This is a genomic window from Marinobacter alexandrii, assembly GCA_039984955.1.
Classification (GTDB): Bacteria; Bacteroidota; Bacteroidia; order Cytophagales; family Cyclobacteriaceae; genus Ekhidna.
Window position 1 is genome coordinate 2196421 of the sequence record JBDWTN010000007.1, and the last position, 18022, is coordinate 2214442.

The window sequence follows — 18022 nt, forward strand, 5'->3', positions numbered from 1 at the left end:
TTGGCAAAGTTTGAGTCAATGAGGATAATTATTCTTTCCCTAATTTTTATAGCTTTTACTATTCCTACATTCTCACAATCCTCTATACAAGGGAAGGTTGTAGATGCCGAGACAAATGAGCCAATCCCGTTTGCGAATGTGTTTTTTTCCGGGACGCTAGTCGGAACGACTACAGATGTTGATGGTAACTTTTCTTTGGACTTCTTTTCAGAAGGCAAGTATGATTTAATAATCAAGTTCGTTGGTTATCAAGAATACTTTAGGCAGGTTGATTCTTCTGAAGAAATTCCATTTCTTGATGTGACTTTAAACCAAGAAGTGATTGAGCTTAAAGAGGTTTATGTAAATGCAGATACTTCTGGATGGGAAAACAACTATCCATCTTTCAAAGATCTGTTTCTAGGAAGAACGGAAAATGCTTCTAAAGTAGAAATAGCTAATCCCAGAGATATTTTTTTGTATTATGATGCTGTTGACAATGGATTGTTCGCGCATTCCAGAAAGGAGATAGTCATTGAAAATAAAGCGTTAGGCTATAGAATGAACTACATCATGAAAGACTTTCAGATGCACTATCGAACAGGTGAGTTTGGCTCTTTTGGAGTTCCAAGATTTGAAGAATTGGAATCGAGAGGAAAGGCGCGAATGAAGAGATGGAAAAAAGAAAGGAAACGAGCATACCTTGGATCGTTTAATCATTTTTTGAATTCATTGATTTCCAATACGTTTTCTGAAGAAGGTTTTATTGTACAGGAGCTACATATGATCCCGAATAAAAAGAGACCTTCTCAAGAGCTAATTGATCAAAAATTATCTCTCTTCAGAGGTGAACTAAGATCAACTGGATCTGTGAGTCTAAGCATTGGGGGAAATACTTCCAATATGGATAGTATTCGTCTTTGGAGTCGGTTAAATAGGCTTCCTGCTTTAATTGATAGTCTTGGTGTTAAATACACTAAAAACGATGATTTAGTAGAGCTTGGAAAAGTTATCAATTACAAGGGATACTTACGTATTATCTATACAAAAGAACCTGAGGAGAATAATTATTCCTTGACTAGGCCTGGGGGTGGGGTGGATAATAAACAGACTTCAACAGTTCTTTTTAGGGAACCGTTGAAAGTCTATAAGAATGGCTATTACGATGTTGGTAAAGTGATTTTCTTGGGCTATTTTGGATGGTCTTCCAAAATTGCAGAAATGTTGCCTTTAGGATATCAGCCAGAGTCAGAGTGATTTAACCGACTTCAATTAACATTTCTAAGCAAGATGGTTTAAGTTAGTCTGTATGAATTTGAATTATTCATTCTTAAAACCTTTAGTCCTACTTGGCTTTCTCATTCTTTTTCCAAGTGTGTTAATGTGTCAAAATTTTGGACTTGGTGCAACAAGATTAGACCTTATTGGAGAAGAAGACAATTCCACAATTTTAGAAATTGGCTTTACTCACTATGGAAATTCAGTTAATGCTGCTTCTGTAGAAGTATCATTTTCGATTGTAAATAGCGAAGATTCTATCTTTTTGGGTAAAGCGAGCTATCAAGTTCCAGATATGGAAAATTATCGTTCAGAAAGACAAAGTTTTGTTGTTTCATTGAATGGTAAAATTAGCAATGGAACCAATTACATTATAGCATTAATCGATCCTGAAAACAAACTAATTGAATCAAACGAGAATGATAATGATTTCACTTATTCTTTCGTCTATTCTGAGACCGATTTTCCTAAATCCTATGATACAGTTTACTACGATCAGAAATTCTATAAAGAAGATAATTCTGTTTCAGAATTAATAATGACAAAAAATATTGGTGATTTCGATGGAGATGGCGTTGACGATTTAGCTCTTTTGTATACTGATTCTGTCGAAGTTTACACTAATGCTTTTTGTAAGAAGCTTGTCTTCCAAATTGACAGGGCTGATAATTTTTTTAATACAATCCAATCCGGATTATTCAATAATGATAATTATTCGGATATTATTATTTCTGTAAATAACAATAAGGTAGCAGGATCAGATTATCTTTATTTGATTCATGGTGGTAAAGATAAAGCAAGTGAAAAGGGAGCGGATAGCATCATTTTTTTTAATCATCACATCGGATTCCAAGTTGTTGGGGATGTTAATGGTGACGGAAAAGATGACCTTGGCATAGCTTTAAAGGATGACGTTTTAAGGAGTTCGGCAGATTTGCAGATTCTTTATGGGGGTTCGTTTTCTAGTTCACTAACTGTATCATCCTCTTCTCGCTTATTGCTGGCTCCTAGATTCCATAAGATTGGAGATTTAAATGGAGATGGTATTGATGATTTTGCCTTTACTGAAATCAGTAGCGATTACGTAGATATTCATTACGGTTCGATAAACAAAGAGTCTTTTACTCCTGACAAAACAATTGAAGGAAGTTTTAATTCTAGACTTGGTTATAATATAATTTCCGGCCAGTTCTCTAATGATAAGGTTGATGATTTAATCATCATACCAGCCAATTTTGAATCATCATATTCTGCTCTTCTGGTTAGAGGTGGTTCCATTCCTGAAGTTGTAGATTCAATAAAACTTCCAAGTTATCCTTTTGGAGATTTTACAGGACCCAATAAATTAGGCCTTAGTACTTACGCATTTTCAATTACTGATACTGATTCCAATGGTTATGATGAATTTATGATATCATCGCTTAAAGGACAGGGAGTTTATGAATCAAATGCTCTTCAAGTTGATGGTTCAAGTTTTGAGCAAGATAAGATTAACGCTAAAATCCTCAAGGGTCCTTTCAAGTGGTTAGGTTTTTTGAGTCCAAATACTGGCATCACTAGAACATTAAGCAATGCAGTAGGAGATTTTGATGGAAATGGATCAATAGAAGTCTTATTTCATGTGTCACGCCCTTTTCTTGACCCGATTAATATATTTATTTATTCTCTGGGGCAAGGGATTTTTAACCAAAGTCTTTGTAGCAAACTCCCACTTAATATTATTGAAAGTAATATGGAGAAAGAGATACCCAAGCTTTTCCCTAATCCTGCATCGGATTATGTCAATATTAATAATTTTTCTAATGGTAAATGGTCCATCTTAGATCATACAGGGAGGATAATTCTTCAAGGTGATACTTCAACAATATTCATTGGTAATCTTAGTCCAGGTATTTATATAATGCGTCAAGATAGTCACTTCATTCGTTTCTTGAAAAAATGATTTAACCGACCTGAACCCCTTTCCAGAAAGCTACATACCCTTTAATATTTTTGGCTAGTTCGCTTGTTTCCGGGTAGTACCATGCAGCATCTGCGTTTTCTTCACCGTTCACTGCTAATGTGTAGTAGCTGGCAGTTCCTTTCCATGGGCAAACACTATGTGTCTCCGTTTCTTTGAAAAAATCTTGCTTGATTGATGAAGGAGGGAAATAATGATTTCCTTCTACTACTACTGTTTCATCACTTTCAGCGATTACTTCGCCATTCCATGTTGCTTTCATATTTTTTTATTTCAATAATCGCTTTTTAATACAAAACGTTCAGGCTAAATCTCTAATGAAAATATCGAATGTCGTGCCGATACCTTTTTCGGACGTTACTTTAATGGATCCTTTCATTTTGTCCAATGCATCTTTTACTAAGTAAAGACCTAGTCCAGTTCCTGTAGATGATTGGTTTGCTCTGTAAAACATATCGAAAATCTTGGAAAGGTGCTTTTTATCAATTCCAGGTCCATTGTCTTCTATTTTCAATTTTACTCCACCCTCTATCTGACAAAGTGAGATGTCAATGCTAGGGTGTTTTTTTGAATAATCATGGTACTTGATTGCGTTTGAAATAATGTTAATGAGTACTGTGTGGAGTCTTATAGGGTCATTATGAATTTTGGATGATCCTATTTCTGAAATTGAAAGAATGGGGGCCTTGGAATTGGGAGCAAGTAGTAAATCAAATTGCTGTTGAATTTCCTTTTTTAAGTCAATTTCCCTGATCTCTACATCAGTTTTCTGTCCCCTTCTTAGTGTTATTATATCCCTGATAACATTATCTGCTTGAGCTATCCTAGCTTCTGCTGCATCTAAAAATTCCTTGATGGTGGATTCATCTTTGGTAGTTTTTATGGCTGAAATAATTCCAGATATGGTGGTCAATGGAGCTCTTAAGTCATGGGATGAATGGTATAGAAAGGTATCTAGTTCTTTATTAGCTTTTTTTAATCCATACCTTTCAAACTCAAGCATGCTTATAATCATGCCCATACCCATCATTGAATGAAAAAAGAGATCGTAGATACCCAGATAATATGGAAAATTAACTGGTGAGTTAATATTTGTGAAGAACTCTACAGATGAAATGAAATAGTTGAGTTGCTCTAATCCATATAAAAGGAAAGCTATGGCAATGAATTTAACACCGATACCGATTTTCCATAGACGAACAATAAGTATTGAGGATGCTATAAAAGCAATTGCAGAAAATAGGGCTTTGATTCCTACTCTAAAAAAAATGCGTTGATTGACAGCTTCCGGTATCTTTAAATAGGAGAATACGAGTATAAATGCAATTGGCACGGATAGTATACTCAATATTATTATAATGCGCTGATTTAGCCGCTTCCTTAGACTTAACTCATATGAGCCAGCATAAAGCCAAACTACCTGGGTAATTCCTGCAGCAATTGTGATAATTGAAACAGCGAGTCTAAAGGGGTGTTCGGCGGGATAAACGAATACATTTCTTAACGCTAGGCCTGAACCTAGCATATTTACAATCATTGCCAACCAGCTCCATGACCAATATTCGAAGTACTTGTTTTGGTACTCTTTATAAAATCTCCTTAATATTAATATGATAATAAGGGCCAAAAGAGCCTGAACGACATAGAGAGAAATGACAATGAATGTAGATTCTCTTTGCATAATAATTAGCCTGGTCAAAGAGGATGTAAAATAAGCAGTGTCAAATATTTTTTAGCATCGTTTCGTTAAATGCAGTCTTTTTGACTTCTAAGAATTTTTAGTGGGCTCAATCGGATTCTATATCAGAAAGAGTCGAAAGTTCCTTGAGCCACTTCCTCTAATACTTTTATGTTAGACAGCTCAGACTTACCTCTGTTTCCGGACAAAAGAATGTTTCCATATTTGTTATAGTCTGCCCACGGTGTAATGAAGCTGGGTTCAAGTGATGTAGAATCTGGGTAGAAAGCCCACTGAGTCACCAATTTGGAATCTGTATCAATCCATACCTCGTAAACGTTTTGAGGTGTTACACCAACTTCTTCAAAAGCCAGGCTTATAACATCTGATTGATCCCCAGTGAGAGTAGTGTCTTCTCTGAGATATTTTAAAGTCACACCAGAATCTTTTAGTTTAAATGGCATGACTAACCAATAAGAATCGTTTACCCACAATCCATAGCCTCTATTTAGATAGAAGTCTAAGGAATCAGAGACCTCTTGTCCTCCTTTCATTGCCTTTCCTTCCTTGGTATTAATATTCATTAGAATAGTCAGATCACTTTCAGGTTCTTCTATTCTAACATTACCAGTCAACTTGTCCCAAGTATGATTTCTCCGTCCAAAGAAACTCCAAGAAATGTATCTGGTGTCGTCCCAAGCTTTTCGACCACCCATCGCCAACATTGATTTGTCAGCTAAAAGTGTTGCTAAGAGATCTGACCCTTCTTGATTGAAACCATCTGCTGGTGGATTGCTATACTCAATAAATTCACTTTCAATTGCCAGTGTATCTGCACTGTCTGATGAAGAGGAGCTGGAAGAGCAAGATGATGCAATGATCAAAACAGTAACTAGTAGCGTGAGATTTTTCATAGCTTTTTTAAATAGAGGCTAAAGATAGAAAATAAAAAAGGAGACCAAAATGATCCCCTTTTTATAGTTTAGGTTGGTTATGTACTTTTTAAATCTTAATCCTTACCTTCTTTGAACTGCTCAAATCTATCTCCTTCTTCCGATCTAGGATACACATTGTTGTCCTCATATGCATCTGCAGTCATCTTATCAGGATCAATGACAATTTTAGCTACTTCTTTGCTTTTCATGAAGACTTTCGTCACTTCTTTTTCATTGATCTTCCAGATTTCTGCTGGAATTTTCTCTAATTCAACTGTACCATCAGCATAAGTCCATTGAATGATGACTGGAGTGACAAGCCCACCTTTGTTTTTAAGGGTTAGCTCATAGAAGTTTTTACCTTCAGCAGACTTTTTAACTTTTTCTTGATTCATAGATTGACGATACTCACCAGAACCACCTGTCCATTCCTGGAAAACAAATGGCTCAGGAGCGCTACCAAAATCTTTCTTGCCATCGTCTTTTCCGTCGATACCTTGGCCAGCCCCTTGGATGCTTCTGGTTTCGAGACCATTTTGCTCGGTTTGCATCTGGAACCATCGAACATTTGATAGATCTACATCTACATAGTCCGTACCGTAGAACCATCCTCTCCAGAACCAATCTAGATCTACAGCAGATGCGTCCTCTAATGTTCTAAAAAGATCAGCAGGAGTTGGGTGCTTAAATGCCCATCTTTCTGAATATGTCTTGAAAGCTTTATCAAAAAGCTCTGGTCCCATTACAGTGGTTCTTAAAAGGTTTAGTGCTGTGGCAGGTTTAGCGTACGCATTGTTTCCAAATTGTCTGATTTGCTCCGAGTTTGTCATAATTGGTCTTACCAGTCCTCTTTCTCCACTCATGTAAGGAACAATGTTTGCAGCAGGTCCTCTTCTAGATGGATATTCATAATCCAGATAGTTGTCATCAAACTCTTGCTCAGTTAGATACTGAACAAACGTATTTAACCCTTCATCCATCCAAGTCCACTGACGCTCATCAGAATTGATGATCATCGGGAAGAAGTTGTGTCCAACCTCGTGGATAATAACAGAGATCATTCCATGCTTCAGCCTGTCAGAGTATGATCCGTCTTCGTTGGGTCTTCCGTAGTTAAAGCAAATCATTGGATACTCCATTCCTATAGATGCAGTATGTACTGAAATGGCTACAGGATATGTGTACTCGATGGTGAATTTTGAATAAGTTTCGAGCGTTTGCTTTACAGCCAGCGTCGAAAACTCCTCCCAAAGCGGATTACCTTCTTTTGGATAATAAGACATGGCCAATGGCTCATTTCCATCGCTCAATTTTACCGCCATTGCATCCCAGATGAATTTTCTAGATGCACAGAACCCATAGTCTCTTACGTTTTCAGCTTTGAATTTCCATGTTTTGGTTCCTGATGCTTTTGTTTTTTCGTTTTTCTTAGCTTCTTTCTCTGTTACGATGATCACAGGTTTTTCATACGATTTTTTCGCCTGTTCGAATCGTTCCATTTGATCTGCTGTGAGTACATCCTTTGGATTTTGTAGCATTCCTGTTGCACCAACTACGAAATCAGATGGAACCGTAAGGTTTACTTCATAATCACCAAAAGTCAGCGCAAACTCACCTCTACCTAAAAACTGCTTGTTCTGCCACCCTTCATTATCAATGTAGACTGCCATTCTTGGAAAGAACTGGGCGATGGTGTACAGGTAGTTATCTTCTTCCTCGAAGTACTCAAGCCCGGAACGACCACCATCAGTCATACGATTATTGATATTGTACATCCAATCAATGCTGAAAGACATGTTTTCACCAGATTCCAATGGCTTTTCTAGATCAAGTCGCATCATTGTTTTATTGATGATGTAATCCATGTTTTTACCAGCACTTTTTACGGATTTGATTTTGAATCCTCCGTCATAATCATTGTTGCCAGTTAATCCGAATACTGCAAAGGCGCTTAATGTATCCCTCATACTGCTTCTACCAATCAACGGGGAATCAGAATCAGATGCTCTCATGTTCTGATCTAGCTGAACCCAGAGGTACTCTAGATCATCAGGAGAGTTGTTATAGTAAGTGATCGTCTCGCTACCGGTGATTGACTGATTATTATCATCCAGTACAATGCTCATTTTGTAGTCAGCCTTTTGCTGCCAGTATTGATGACCTGGAGCTCCAGAAGCTGTTCTGTACACGTTGGGCGTTGGCAGCATGGTTCCAAGCTGCTCAAACTTTTGCTCCCACTCTGTGTCTTTTTGCTTTTGATCTTGCCCTATAGCTACAGAGCCAATCAAAAACGCTACGATAAGTAGAATGCTATTCTTCATAGGGTTATTATTAATGGTTTTCAGTTTAAGTAATTTGTGTCTAACATCAACATCAGCGCTATTCCACCTACTGCTGAAGAAATGATCATCTTCCAATCTTTTCTGCTCACGCCTCCAATTCCCACGAAAATGAAGCTAATTATCATGAATAATCCAACGATAATTATTTGACCCACCTCTAATCCTACATTAAAGGCAAAAAGCTGTAAAATGATTGTCTCATCTCCTCCCAACAACGCTCTGAGGTAATTTGAAAATCCCAGACCATGAATGAGCCCAAAGAAACCAGCGTATAAGTAGTTTCTCCAGATCTTGCCTTCTGCAATACGACCTTCTTTTGTAATAAGATTTGAGATTGCAGTGAACAGAATGGTCACAGGAATCAAAAATTCAATAAGATCGGCATTTATTTTAATGATTCGTAAAGTTGCAAGCGCCAATGTAATGGAGTGCCCTATGGTAAAAGCCGTAATAAGGATCAATACTTTTTTCCAGTCAGTAGATTGATAAAGCGCACAAAGCACTACTACAAAAAGAATATGATCATAGCCATTGACATCTAATATGTGATCGAAACCTAATCCGTAATACAGTCTAAACTCACTCATGGGGTTGCGAATATAAATCAAGGAAACGATCTGTTAATTTCTTAATTGAGATCATTTGATGAGTGGTATTGATCTGAGGCACATCATTTGCGTAAATTTGAATTATGATTTCACTAGCACTCATATTTTTTCAGTCTCTGCTGCATCCATTTCATGTCAGTGTCTCGGATATTAAGTATAAAGAAGATAAAAAGGCGCTTCAGATAAGTACGAGAATATTTCTAGATGACTTGGAACTTGCGCTTCAGACTTATTCTGGGAATGAAAAATTGGATATTGCCAAAGCAGAAGATTGGAATTTTGTCAAAGAGAACCTGAAGCCATACATTCTGGAGCGACTGAAACTTTGGGATGAAAAAGGGGAAGCGTATGAGCTCAACTACATTGGTGCAGAAATCGAAGATGATGTAATGTGGTGCTACATTGAAATTGAAAAAGTGAAGAAACTAAAACAGGTGAAGGTTAGCAATACAATCTTACACGAAGTATGGGGAGATCAGGAAAACCTTGTACATTTCAGGGCTTTTGATGATGTGCAGAGCGCCAGGCTTTACAAAGGGGATGAGAGTGAGATTTTTAGTTGGGACTAGTCTATTTGAAGGGATTAATAATCGTCAATGATTCAATTTTTTGATTGTGCTGTAAATCTTCAGAGTAGAGTGTTTTGCAATTTCCTTCCAAAGCGGCAGCAATAATTAACGAGTCATAAAAGGAGTACCGATAATGTTCCTTGGTTCTGATTGCCTGTAAATAAAGGTCACGTGTAGGATAGATTTCCCAAAGTGGAAATATTACCGATTTGAGATATTTCTCCGTCTCTGAATCAGGAACTTTTTTTCGAATGCACGTATTCAAAAACTCTTGAACAACCTGAAAACTGACAATGAGTTTGCCGCTCAAAAACTGCTCTGTGATTAATTCTGAGGCAATCCCTTTTTTTTCTTCACCTAAGTCATCGATTGAATAAATGAAGATATTAGTGTCTATAAATACATTATCCTCTTTCATTCATTTCGTCTCTAGTGAAAGGGGCACCGATAGGAAAACTCATTTTTTCGAAGATTTCTTTTAATTCCTTTTCTTTATTTTTTGCTTGATTTCTGGAATAGTCCTCTAACCATTCTCTAAATCGCTGATTGAGCGTAGTATTTTCTTTTCTAGCACGCTCTCTAGCTTTTTTTATCAATGTTTCATCAGCAGAAAATGTAATGTTTTTCATGTTTTACACTTTTATCGTGTACACGAAAATAGTGTAAAATTGTTTGATTTAAAACAAAGTCCCTTGAATCAACTTCGGCTTCTTCGCAAATCCATTGACTGTTCTTCCACCATACTTCCAGGAGTCTTTCCGTTCTTTTTCAATTAGATCATCCAGATTTCCACTGGGATTAAAGTCTTTCTCCATTCGTTGGGATGCATTTGTAAGTGAATTCAGTGCTCTTAACTTATCAGTATTTCCAATTTTTGCTTTTTCGACGGCTGTTTTTAAAACTGAAATACTCTCATCATACACCTGAGTAGGTACGGGAAATGGATGTCCGTCCTTGCCACCATGAGCAAATGAAAACCGGGCAGGATCTTTAAATCGAGATGTAGTACCGTAGATGACTTCACTGACCAGAGCAAGTGATTGCAAGGTTCTTGGTCCTAAACCTTTGACTAAGAGAAGTTCTTCAAATTGGTCAATGGGCAATTCATTAGAGATGGCAAGTATTGCACCAAGCCTTTTAAGATCAACATCCTTTTGACGCACATCGTGATGAGCGGGCAACCGAATTTTCCTGATTTCTTCAATCATTTTGACCGGATGTTCTTTGCTAAGTGATAGAATGGAACCTCTAGCTTCTTTCGCATTCTTATCGGTAAGGTTTAAGATATCTCCTTGATTTTTTCCATAGATGAATTGGTGAGGATCATCTATATAGCTTTTTAGGTCGGTTGAAGACCAATGATACCTCCTTGCATATCCTGAATCACCATTCATTCCTTGCTGCACGACTGACCAATCCCCTTCATCTGAAACAATGAATGAATGGAGGTAGATTTGAAAGCCATCTTGAATGGCCGTACTGTCAACTTTTGCAACGAGTCGACTACTTCTAACAAGGGAATCACCATCAAGTCCAGTTTTGTCTCCAACTCTTAAAAGCTCCTCTGGTGTCTTTCTACTATGCTTTCCACGTCCTCCGCATACATAGATGCCTAATTCCTTGGCTCGGGGATTTATAGCAGCTTTGAGTGCACCCATCACGGATGTGGTGATTCCAGAACTATGCCAATCCATTCCAAGTACACATCCCAATGACTGAAACCAGGCAGGATCACTCATTCGCCGGATAAAAGCTTTCTTTCCAAACTCCAATAAAATTGCCTCGGTGATTGCCCCTCCCAGTTTGGACATACGCTCGGCTAGCCATTTTGGTACATGGCCATTAAGTAGGGGAAGATCTGCAGATCCAGCGTGTCGCATGGATTAAATTTACTAAAAATTTTAGTTTTTCAATTTATATCAAAGACAGTCCTGAAAAGAAAATATTATTGAAGAGAAAAATTTACGCCTTCAATTAATGTCTGTCTAACCAATTTTCCTCTTTGCTTGGCAGGTTTCCATTTTGGCATTTTTTTAAAAATTCTCAGCACCTCTTCATCGGTTCCACTTCCAAGTCCTTTGACAATTTTGAGACCTGTCAAAGTACCATCTTTTTCAACCACAAATTGTATAAAAACCCTTCCATTGATTCTTTTTTGTTGAGCCGCCATAGGATAGGTCAAATTATTGTAAACAAATTCATATAGTGCTTCTTTTCCTCCAATGAAGCTAGCGGGATCATCAACTTTAGTAAATATAAGTTCGTCATTGGATTGAATTCGTAGTTTGAATCTTTGGCTTTGATTTTGTCCATCAAAGAATGCAGGATTCCAGTCACCTAAATTATATAGACACGTAACTATTAATGTATCGATTTTGCTTACTTGATCACCTAGAATAAAACTTTCGAGATGACCTTCTTTATTTACTGTGAATGAAATAGAAGTGTAGATTTTTGAGTGTTTAAATTTTTTATCTTTCAATATACTGTTAACGTATCTTCTAATAAATATCTCTAAACTGTCCTCTTTAGGTTGAGCATAATGCTTAGGAATCTTGGGATTAATGAAGTGATACGTGTTGCTATCTAAAATTATCAAACCTAAATCGATTTCTTCGGTTTGAGACCTAGCGGTGATGGCGACAATAAATAGAGCTATAGTGATTAGAAACCTCATTCCACAATTTTATCAAAAATCAACCACATCCCACTTGTTTCCATCGTGCTTCAAAAGAGTAATCTTTTGCACCTGAAACTTGCACCTAAATTCTCTTTCCACAAACTCTTTCTTAGCTTCAAAAAACATTACATTCTTTAAATCTCTAAATCCAATGGTTACATGTGGATGAAAAGGGTGATTCTTGTAATCAGAATTATCCAGTTTTAATTGTTTTCTGCAAAGATCTTTTACTTTGGCTTGCAATTGATTTAGCTGTTCATTTTCTAAAACATCCACAAAAACAACCCGAGGCTCAAAGAAGTCAAAGTCTTTTAACTCAATAATGAATGGATCCAAACGCTCATTAAGCCCTTTCATTACTTGCCTTAGTTCCTCAAAGCGCTTGTCTTTCCATTTGAAAGGCATGTGAAGTGTAATGTGAGGAGGAGAATTTAGCGCATGACTACTTCCGTACTTCTCCGCGATCTCATGCTTTAAGTTAGTAATAGCACTCTGAACTTCGTGAGGAGGAACAATTGCAATAAAGTATAACTGGAGCTGATCCTCAGGTTTTACTTTCAAGATTAATTCTTGTTATCTGTTTCATAACCTATTCAGATCAATCTTAAAGAATCTGGAGATAAAAGAAAAGCCGCTTCTAAATTATTGAAGCGGCTTTTTTAAGTTAACAGTATTAAATTTTTCTTTAAGCATAGAACCAAGAACCATTTCTATTGACTACTTGGTACCATCTTGTTCCATTTCGGCCATTGCCATACCAGTACCATAAATTATTGTAGCGGTAAACCCTCAATCCATCTATTGTGTAGTACTGACCATTTTGATATTCTTCTCCACCACCATTTCCAGATTCTGGATACATGATGTTTATGCCAGCAATGTCGCCGCTAGAGAGTCCGTCTCGTTGCGCACCAAATGTACTTCCATCTTTTTTGGTGATCGTCGGCTGTCCATTATTCGAAAAAGCGTTTGAAGGGTACATCATAATAGATCCAAAATCTAATGCAGATGTATATTCATCTCCATCTCTTCCACGTTGCACGTAAGTCTGGAAGTTCTGCTGTGTTCCAGACTGAATATTTTGGAATAAAATATTCACGTAATCATCTCTATCGGCCCTTGATTGTTCGTGGTATAAACCAATGGCATGACCAATTTCATGGATGTTATTTCCAGTAGAGCATCCGTTAGCCAAGTTGATGTATTGAACCCCACCTACTCTACCAACGCTCGAAGAACAGCCTCCACCAGAACGAAAGAAGATGTAGTCACTCTGATTTGTTCGCTGTACAAAGCGAAGTGAGGTCCTTGCTTCCCAATGCGCAATGGCGTCTGTCACTCTGCTTTGGTTCGGAAGGCTTGAACTTACCGCGTAATAGACGGTATTATTTGACCATCTTCCTTGAGTTCTACCAGTACTTTCAGTTGAAACGGTGATTTCAGGTGGCGCCACAAATGAAATCTGGGATTCTGGGACGATGATATCACCATTTAGGAGATACTCTCCTGCGACAAGTTCCAATTCTACAAGCTCTCCTAGATAATACCCCTCAATTAGCTCTCCTTGTACACCAGGAGCTGCCTGTTCTACATTTGCTATAACATCAGCGGGGTTAGATACGAGATCGACAGATTCATCTGATTCGCTACACGCTGCGATGGCCATAACTCCTATGGCCAAGAAAAAACATTTTCTTAGAAATTTCATACTCTTACGGTTAGGTTAAAAAAATTTCCAAGAAGTTAATCATTTTGATTTTATTACACAAAACGGATGAATAAAAAAAGAATATCAAAGCTGACTTAAGACTTAATTACTTATCAAAACTTCTTCCATCTTATTCTGATAGGAATCAAAGCCCATCAAATCATTATGGTGTCCACCTTCAATCGTAAATAACTTGGAATTACCCTCGATACTTTCAAACAGTCGCTTTCCTGACTCATAAGGCACTACTTCATCGTCGGTACCATGGAATATGTAAATCGGAGAATCAGCTGTTTTCAAGTATTCAAAACTTTTGAATTGGTAGCTGAGTAAGTAGCTAGTTGGGTAGATGGGAATGACATCTTTAGCCACATCTTTTAAACTATAAAAAGGTGTTTCTAAAATGACTTTTCTCGGAGTATTCTTACCTGCAAGATACGAAGCAAATGTAGAGCCAAGTGACCGACCAAACAGGATAATCCGCTCTTCTTTCTCTAATGTTTTAGCAAAGGAATAAAGCTCATCCGCATCTCTTAGCAATTTTTTATCTGACCGCTTGCCGGTACTTTTTCCATAGCCTCGGTAGTCAGGTATCAACACCTCAAACCCCATATCTACGAACGGAGTAACGACCTCACCCCAGCGAGCTAGGTTTCCTGCATTCCCATGAAAATATAGAATCAGACCTCTAGAACTGTCTGATGTAAAACGGAGTGTATTGATAATTGCCCCATCCTTCATCTTAAGGCTGTACTCCTCAAAATTCTGATTAAATGAATATTGGTAATCCTGATCTAAAGATTCTGGAAGAAAAATTAGCCTTTCTTGTAAAAGGTACAATCCTACACCACCTACTGCATACAGGATTAATATTACAAGAACGAAAACCTTTAAACCATTCATTGTTTAGTTTTTCGATTGCGTGTAAAATTCAAACTGGATTTTTCCGGATCAATTGGTTTGAGTTCTGAGGAACTCAAGGCTTCTTCAAGCATTCTATGGTATTCTTCAAACGTGTGAAGATTATTATGACCACCCCCAATTACCGAATACAAGCGAGTGATACCTGGATTGATATTAGCGAGTGCCAGACTTGATTTGAATGGAATAAGTGTATCCTTGGTTCCGTGAATGATTTTGATTGGACACTGAACATACTTGATCCATTTATAGGTGGTCAGCGGAAATTTAAGAATCAAGGAAGCAGGCATAAAAGGAATATACCTTTTCGCTACTTTCCTCATACTGTAATAAGGAGACTCTAGTACAAGCATACGGGGGCTGTTGTTGCTTGCAAGCTTAGCGGCAAAACCAGATCCCATTGATCGACCATAGATAACGATGTATTTTTCATCCACTTTACCCTTCAGGATATCATAGACTTTTTGAAGGTCTCCTTTAATTTCTCGTTCTGATCGTCTGCCGGTACTTTTTCCAAATCCTCGGTAGTCCATCATCACTACATCAAAACCCAATCGATTAAAATCGACGGCAAATTTCCCCCAACCTTTTATTGATCGAGAATTACCTTTTAGATACAGAACAACCCCTTTTGATTTGGTAACACTGAAGTGAACGCCATTAATCCTGACATCATCCCCAATGTAGAGATTGTGCTCTTGTACATTTTGCTCTTCATACTTAAACTGGAAATCTGTTGGGAGCTTTTCTGGCTTGAACAAAAACTTTTCCTGTAAGAAATACGCCGCTACATTAACGATAACATAGATTGATACAATTACTAATATGATTGTTGTGATCAATACCTTACTTTAATAGCTCATTTCAAACTCTAAACAGTATCATAAATATACAACTAATGAGAACCTACCCTATTTTGGCCATACTCCTGATCACATTCACTTTAGTAGGATGTCAGACATCTAATCCAGCGGCTACCTCAATCAATTCTACTCCTTCTAACAACATTGAAGGATTTACTTCTGGTATGAACAAGCAAGAAGGCTTTTTCAATTTCTATTATGATGAAGAGGTAGGCAGAGTGTTTCTAGCAGTAGATAAAGTTGGACAAGAGTTTTTATACGTCAATTCCCTTGCGGCTGGAATAGGTTCCAATGACATAGGTTTAGATAGAGGGCAGCTTGGAGGAGAACGAGTTGTGAAGTTTGAAAAACATGGAAACAAGCTATTACTTATTCAGCCAAATTTAGATTACCGTGCAGTGAGTAATAATCAAGATGAAGTAAAATCCGTGGCGGAGGCTTTTGCCAGCTCGGTAATTGGGGGATTTGAAATTAAGACAAAGAATAGCAGTGCTTATCTGATTGATATCACAGATTTTCTGCTAAGAGATTCGCATGATGTCAGTGGAAGATTAAGAGGTTCGAGTCAAGGAAATTTTTCGGTGGACAAATCCAGATCAGCCATCTACATGGATGCCACCTTCAACTTCCCTCAAAATACAGAATTTGAGTCGCTGCTTACTTTTTCTGGAACTGCGAAAGGGCGATTGTTAAGATCCGTGACCCCCACTCCAGATGCTGTAACAGTGCGAACTCATCACTCATTTGTCGAACTCCCTGATAACAATTACACCCCTCGGGAATTTGATCCACGGAGTGGCTTTTTCAATATCTCTTATCAAGACTATGCGACTCCAATAGAGGAGCCTTTAGTTAAACGATTTATTGTCAGACACAGACTGGAAAAGAAAGACCCGAATGCGGCAATGAGTGAGGCTGTTGAACCAATTATTTACTACCTAGATAGAGGAGCGCCTGAACCTGTTCGATCTGCCTTGATTGAAGGCGCAAGCTGGTGGAATCAGGCTTTCGAAGCAGCAGGGTACAAAGATGCGTTTCAAGTCAAGGTACTACCTGAAGGGGCACATCCCTTGGATGTTAGATACAATGTGATCCAATGGGTACATCGCTCTACCAGAGGGTGGAGTTATGGTGGTGGAGTGACTGACCCTCGAACTGGAGAGATGATTAAAGGGCATGTGAGCTTAGGATCGTTACGGGTGCGTCAAGATTTTCTGATTGCTACCGGATTGCTACAACCCTACGAAAATGGAGATGAGACACCCAATGCAATGACAGAAATGGCTCTTGCCAGGTTACGTCAACTCTCAGCACATGAGGTCGGCCACACACTTGGGTTGGCACACAACTTTGCTGCTAGCGTCAATCAAAGAGCATCAGTTATGGATTATCCGCATCCTTATGTGAAAATGGATGAACAAGGCAATATTGATTTAAGTGAAGCTTATGATGATAAAATTGGTGCATGGGACAAAGTGACCATCACGTATGGCTACAGTGATTTTCCAGACGGAGAGAACAAGTCTAAACTTGATGAAATCCTGAAAGAAGCATTTGATGATGATCTTAGGTACATCACAGATCAAGATGCACGTCCAGTAAGTGGCCTTCATTCAGAAGCTCACCTTTGGGATAATGCAACAAATGCTGCCACTGAACTTAATCGCATGATGAAGATTCGGCGTGTTATTCTGGATAAATTTTCAGAGAAAGCAATCCGTACCGGTATGCCAATGAGTTCCATCGAGGAGGCTCTAGTTCCCATGTATTTGTTTCATCGATATCAAGTTGATGCTACCTCTAAACTGATAGGAGGACTGAATTATAGTTACGCATTGCGTGGTGGGGACGAAGTGATTACTGAGATGCTATCAGCAGATGAGCAAATGGCTGCACTAGAAGCATTGCTGAATACGGTCACTTCAGAAAGTCTGAAACTCCCTGAAGCCTTACTTCAGAAAATACCGCCTAGAGCTTTTGGGTTTGGTAGATCCAGGGAGACATTCCAATCCAAGACAGGTCCTACATTTGATTACCTGGCTGCCGTTGAAACCGCAGCAAGTGTTCCTTTCAGTTTTATTTTTAATGCTGACCGCTTCAATAGATTGCTTACTTTCAAAGCAAGAAATGCGGATCAGCCTGGTATTGACGCAGTGCTTGACAGAATTACAAGAGCAGTCTGGATGACCCCATCTGCCAGCACCTTGGATAGAACGATTGAGCGAGTAATAGAAATGGAGATGCTTAAAAAACTGATGGGTCTGGCTGTGAATGATAGAGCTTATGATGAAGTGAAAGCTAAGGCATTTGCTAAAATCAAAGAAATTAAATCATATGCTGTAGGAAGAACAGGAAGAAAAACCAATGACGATGGTACGTACTATCAATACGTTGTTTCACAGATTGATCAGTTCATGGATGGGCCTGGTGACTATAAATTGCCTAGTACCATTAAAGCGCCGGATGGATCTCCTATTGGCAGTTGTGATTTTTAAAAGAGG

General features: G+C 38.2%; 17 protein-coding genes. 4 read left to right on the top strand and 13 right to left on the bottom strand.

Translation table 11 applies throughout. From position 1 onward, the window contains the following. Positions 1-18: 18 nt before the first annotated feature. Both ABJQ32_15960 and ABJQ32_15965 read left to right on the top strand, forming a co-directional pair. Positions 19-1236, top strand: a complete 1218-nt coding sequence (locus tag ABJQ32_15960) for a carboxypeptidase-like regulatory domain-containing protein (protein MEP5291149.1) — start codon at positions 19-21, stop codon at positions 1234-1236. A gap of 52 nt (positions 1237-1288) precedes the next feature. Then, positions 1289-3199 carry a T9SS type A sorting domain-containing protein gene (locus tag ABJQ32_15965; GenBank protein ID MEP5291150.1) on the top strand — a complete coding sequence of 637 codons (1911 nt, stop codon included), beginning with the start codon at positions 1289-1291 and terminating at the stop codon, positions 3197-3199. A 1-nt stretch (position 3200) separates the two neighbouring features. Here ABJQ32_15965 and ABJQ32_15970 read toward each other — a convergent pair whose 3' ends face one another. The 5 genes from ABJQ32_15970 to ABJQ32_15990 form a co-directional block, all read right to left on the bottom strand. Next, positions 3201-3479 carry a DUF427 domain-containing protein gene (locus ABJQ32_15970; GenBank protein ID MEP5291151.1) on the bottom strand — a complete coding sequence of 93 codons (279 nt, stop codon included), beginning with the start codon at positions 3477-3479 and terminating at the stop codon, positions 3201-3203. A 39-nt stretch (positions 3480-3518) separates the two neighbouring features. Continuing rightward, positions 3519-4898 carry a HAMP domain-containing sensor histidine kinase gene (locus ABJQ32_15975; GenBank protein MEP5291152.1) on the bottom strand — a complete coding sequence of 460 codons (1380 nt, stop codon included), beginning with the start codon at positions 4896-4898 and terminating at the stop codon, positions 3519-3521. Between the two features lie 122 nt (positions 4899-5020). After that, complete coding sequence (locus ABJQ32_15980) at positions 5021-5809, bottom strand: hypothetical protein (protein MEP5291153.1); 789 nt, start codon at positions 5807-5809, stop codon at positions 5021-5023. A gap of 95 nt (positions 5810-5904) precedes the next feature. Next, a complete protein-coding gene (locus ABJQ32_15985) occupies positions 5905-8151 on the bottom strand; it encodes a M1 family metallopeptidase (GenBank protein MEP5291154.1) in 2247 nt (748 codons plus the stop codon). A 20-nt stretch (positions 8152-8171) separates the two neighbouring features. Continuing rightward, positions 8172-8759, bottom strand: coding sequence for a HupE/UreJ family protein (locus ABJQ32_15990; protein ID MEP5291155.1), 588 nt, complete (start codon positions 8757-8759; stop codon positions 8172-8174). A gap of 104 nt (positions 8760-8863) precedes the next feature. Between ABJQ32_15990 and ABJQ32_15995 the strand changes: the two genes are divergently transcribed. Further along, positions 8864-9349 carry a DUF6702 family protein gene (locus ABJQ32_15995; protein MEP5291156.1) on the top strand — a complete coding sequence of 162 codons (486 nt, stop codon included), beginning with the start codon at positions 8864-8866 and terminating at the stop codon, positions 9347-9349. Between the two features lies 1 nt (position 9350). On the opposite strand, the gene ABJQ32_16000 is transcribed toward ABJQ32_15995, so the two are convergent. From ABJQ32_16000 to ABJQ32_16035, 8 genes are all read right to left on the bottom strand, one after another. Then, complete coding sequence (locus ABJQ32_16000; protein ID MEP5291157.1) at positions 9351-9767, bottom strand: PIN domain-containing protein; 417 nt, start codon at positions 9765-9767, stop codon at positions 9351-9353. After that, on the bottom strand, positions 9754-9978 hold the full coding sequence (locus tag ABJQ32_16005) for a hypothetical protein (protein MEP5291158.1): 225 nt from the start codon (positions 9976-9978) through the stop codon (positions 9754-9756). The genes ABJQ32_16000 and ABJQ32_16005 overlap by 14 nt, the downstream gene beginning before the upstream one ends. 48 nt (positions 9979-10026) lie before the next feature. Continuing rightward, positions 10027-11229 (bottom strand): DUF763 domain-containing protein, encoded by a 1203-nt coding sequence (locus ABJQ32_16010; protein ID MEP5291159.1) that lies wholly within the window; start codon positions 11227-11229, stop codon positions 10027-10029. Between the two features lie 65 nt (positions 11230-11294). Beyond that, entirely contained in the window at positions 11295-12026 is a 732-nt protein-coding gene (locus tag ABJQ32_16015) for an energy transducer TonB (protein ID MEP5291160.1), read from the bottom strand. 12 nt (positions 12027-12038) lie between these two features. After that, complete coding sequence (locus ABJQ32_16020; protein MEP5291161.1) at positions 12039-12590, bottom strand: 2'-5' RNA ligase family protein; 552 nt, start codon at positions 12588-12590, stop codon at positions 12039-12041. Between the two features lie 124 nt (positions 12591-12714). Next, positions 12715-13737, bottom strand: coding sequence for a M12 family metallopeptidase (locus ABJQ32_16025; GenBank protein ID MEP5291162.1), 1023 nt, complete (start codon positions 13735-13737; stop codon positions 12715-12717). Positions 13738-13839: 102 nt separating this feature from the next. Next, on the bottom strand, positions 13840-14640 hold the full coding sequence (locus ABJQ32_16030) for an alpha/beta fold hydrolase (protein MEP5291163.1): 801 nt from the start codon (positions 14638-14640) through the stop codon (positions 13840-13842). Then, positions 14637-15500 carry an alpha/beta fold hydrolase gene (locus ABJQ32_16035; GenBank protein ID MEP5291164.1) on the bottom strand — a complete coding sequence of 288 codons (864 nt, stop codon included), beginning with the start codon at positions 15498-15500 and terminating at the stop codon, positions 14637-14639. The genes ABJQ32_16030 and ABJQ32_16035 overlap by 4 nt, the downstream gene beginning before the upstream one ends. A gap of 56 nt (positions 15501-15556) precedes the next feature. Between ABJQ32_16035 and ABJQ32_16040 the strand changes: the two genes are divergently transcribed. Next, positions 15557-18016: a zinc-dependent metalloprotease gene (locus tag ABJQ32_16040; protein ID MEP5291165.1), complete on the top strand. Its 2460-nt coding sequence runs from the start codon at positions 15557-15559 to the stop codon at positions 18014-18016. The last annotated feature ends 6 nt before the right edge of the window (positions 18017-18022 follow it).

Excerpts from the sequence above, each read along its gene's own strand:
- ABJQ32_15980 (MEP5291153.1), bottom strand. The coding sequence starts at position 5,809 with ATGAAAAATCTCACGCTACTAGTTACTGTTTTGATCATTGCATCATCT.
- ABJQ32_15990 (MEP5291155.1), bottom strand. The coding sequence starts at position 8,759 with ATGAGTGAGTTTAGACTGTATTACGGATTAGGTTTCGATCACATATTA.
- ABJQ32_16040 (MEP5291165.1), top strand. The coding sequence starts at position 15,557 with ATGAGAACCTACCCTATTTTGGCCATACTCCTGATCACATTCACTTTA.
- ABJQ32_15995 (MEP5291156.1), top strand. The coding sequence starts at position 8,864 with ATGATTTCACTAGCACTCATATTTTTTCAGTCTCTGCTGCATCCATTT.
- ABJQ32_15985 (MEP5291154.1), bottom strand. The coding sequence starts at position 8,151 with ATGAAGAATAGCATTCTACTTATCGTAGCGTTTTTGATTGGCTCTGTA.
- ABJQ32_15965 (MEP5291150.1), top strand. The coding sequence starts at position 1,289 with ATGAATTTGAATTATTCATTCTTAAAACCTTTAGTCCTACTTGGCTTT.
- ABJQ32_16030 (MEP5291163.1), bottom strand. The coding sequence starts at position 14,640 with ATGAATGGTTTAAAGGTTTTCGTTCTTGTAATATTAATCCTGTATGCA.
- ABJQ32_16015 (MEP5291160.1), bottom strand. The coding sequence starts at position 12,026 with ATGAGGTTTCTAATCACTATAGCTCTATTTATTGTCGCCATCACCGCT.
- ABJQ32_16025 (MEP5291162.1), bottom strand. The coding sequence starts at position 13,737 with ATGAAATTTCTAAGAAAATGTTTTTTCTTGGCCATAGGAGTTATGGCC.
- ABJQ32_15960 (MEP5291149.1), top strand. The coding sequence starts at position 19 with ATGAGGATAATTATTCTTTCCCTAATTTTTATAGCTTTTACTATTCCT.
- ABJQ32_16000 (MEP5291157.1), bottom strand. The coding sequence starts at position 9,767 with ATGAAAGAGGATAATGTATTTATAGACACTAATATCTTCATTTATTCA.
- ABJQ32_15970 (MEP5291151.1), bottom strand. The coding sequence starts at position 3,479 with ATGAAAGCAACATGGAATGGCGAAGTAATCGCTGAAAGTGATGAAACA.
- ABJQ32_15975 (MEP5291152.1), bottom strand. The coding sequence starts at position 4,898 with ATGCAAAGAGAATCTACATTCATTGTCATTTCTCTCTATGTCGTTCAG.
- ABJQ32_16005 (MEP5291158.1), bottom strand. The coding sequence starts at position 9,978 with ATGAAAAACATTACATTTTCTGCTGATGAAACATTGATAAAAAAAGCT.
- ABJQ32_16010 (MEP5291159.1), bottom strand. The coding sequence starts at position 11,229 with ATGCGACACGCTGGATCTGCAGATCTTCCCCTACTTAATGGCCATGTA.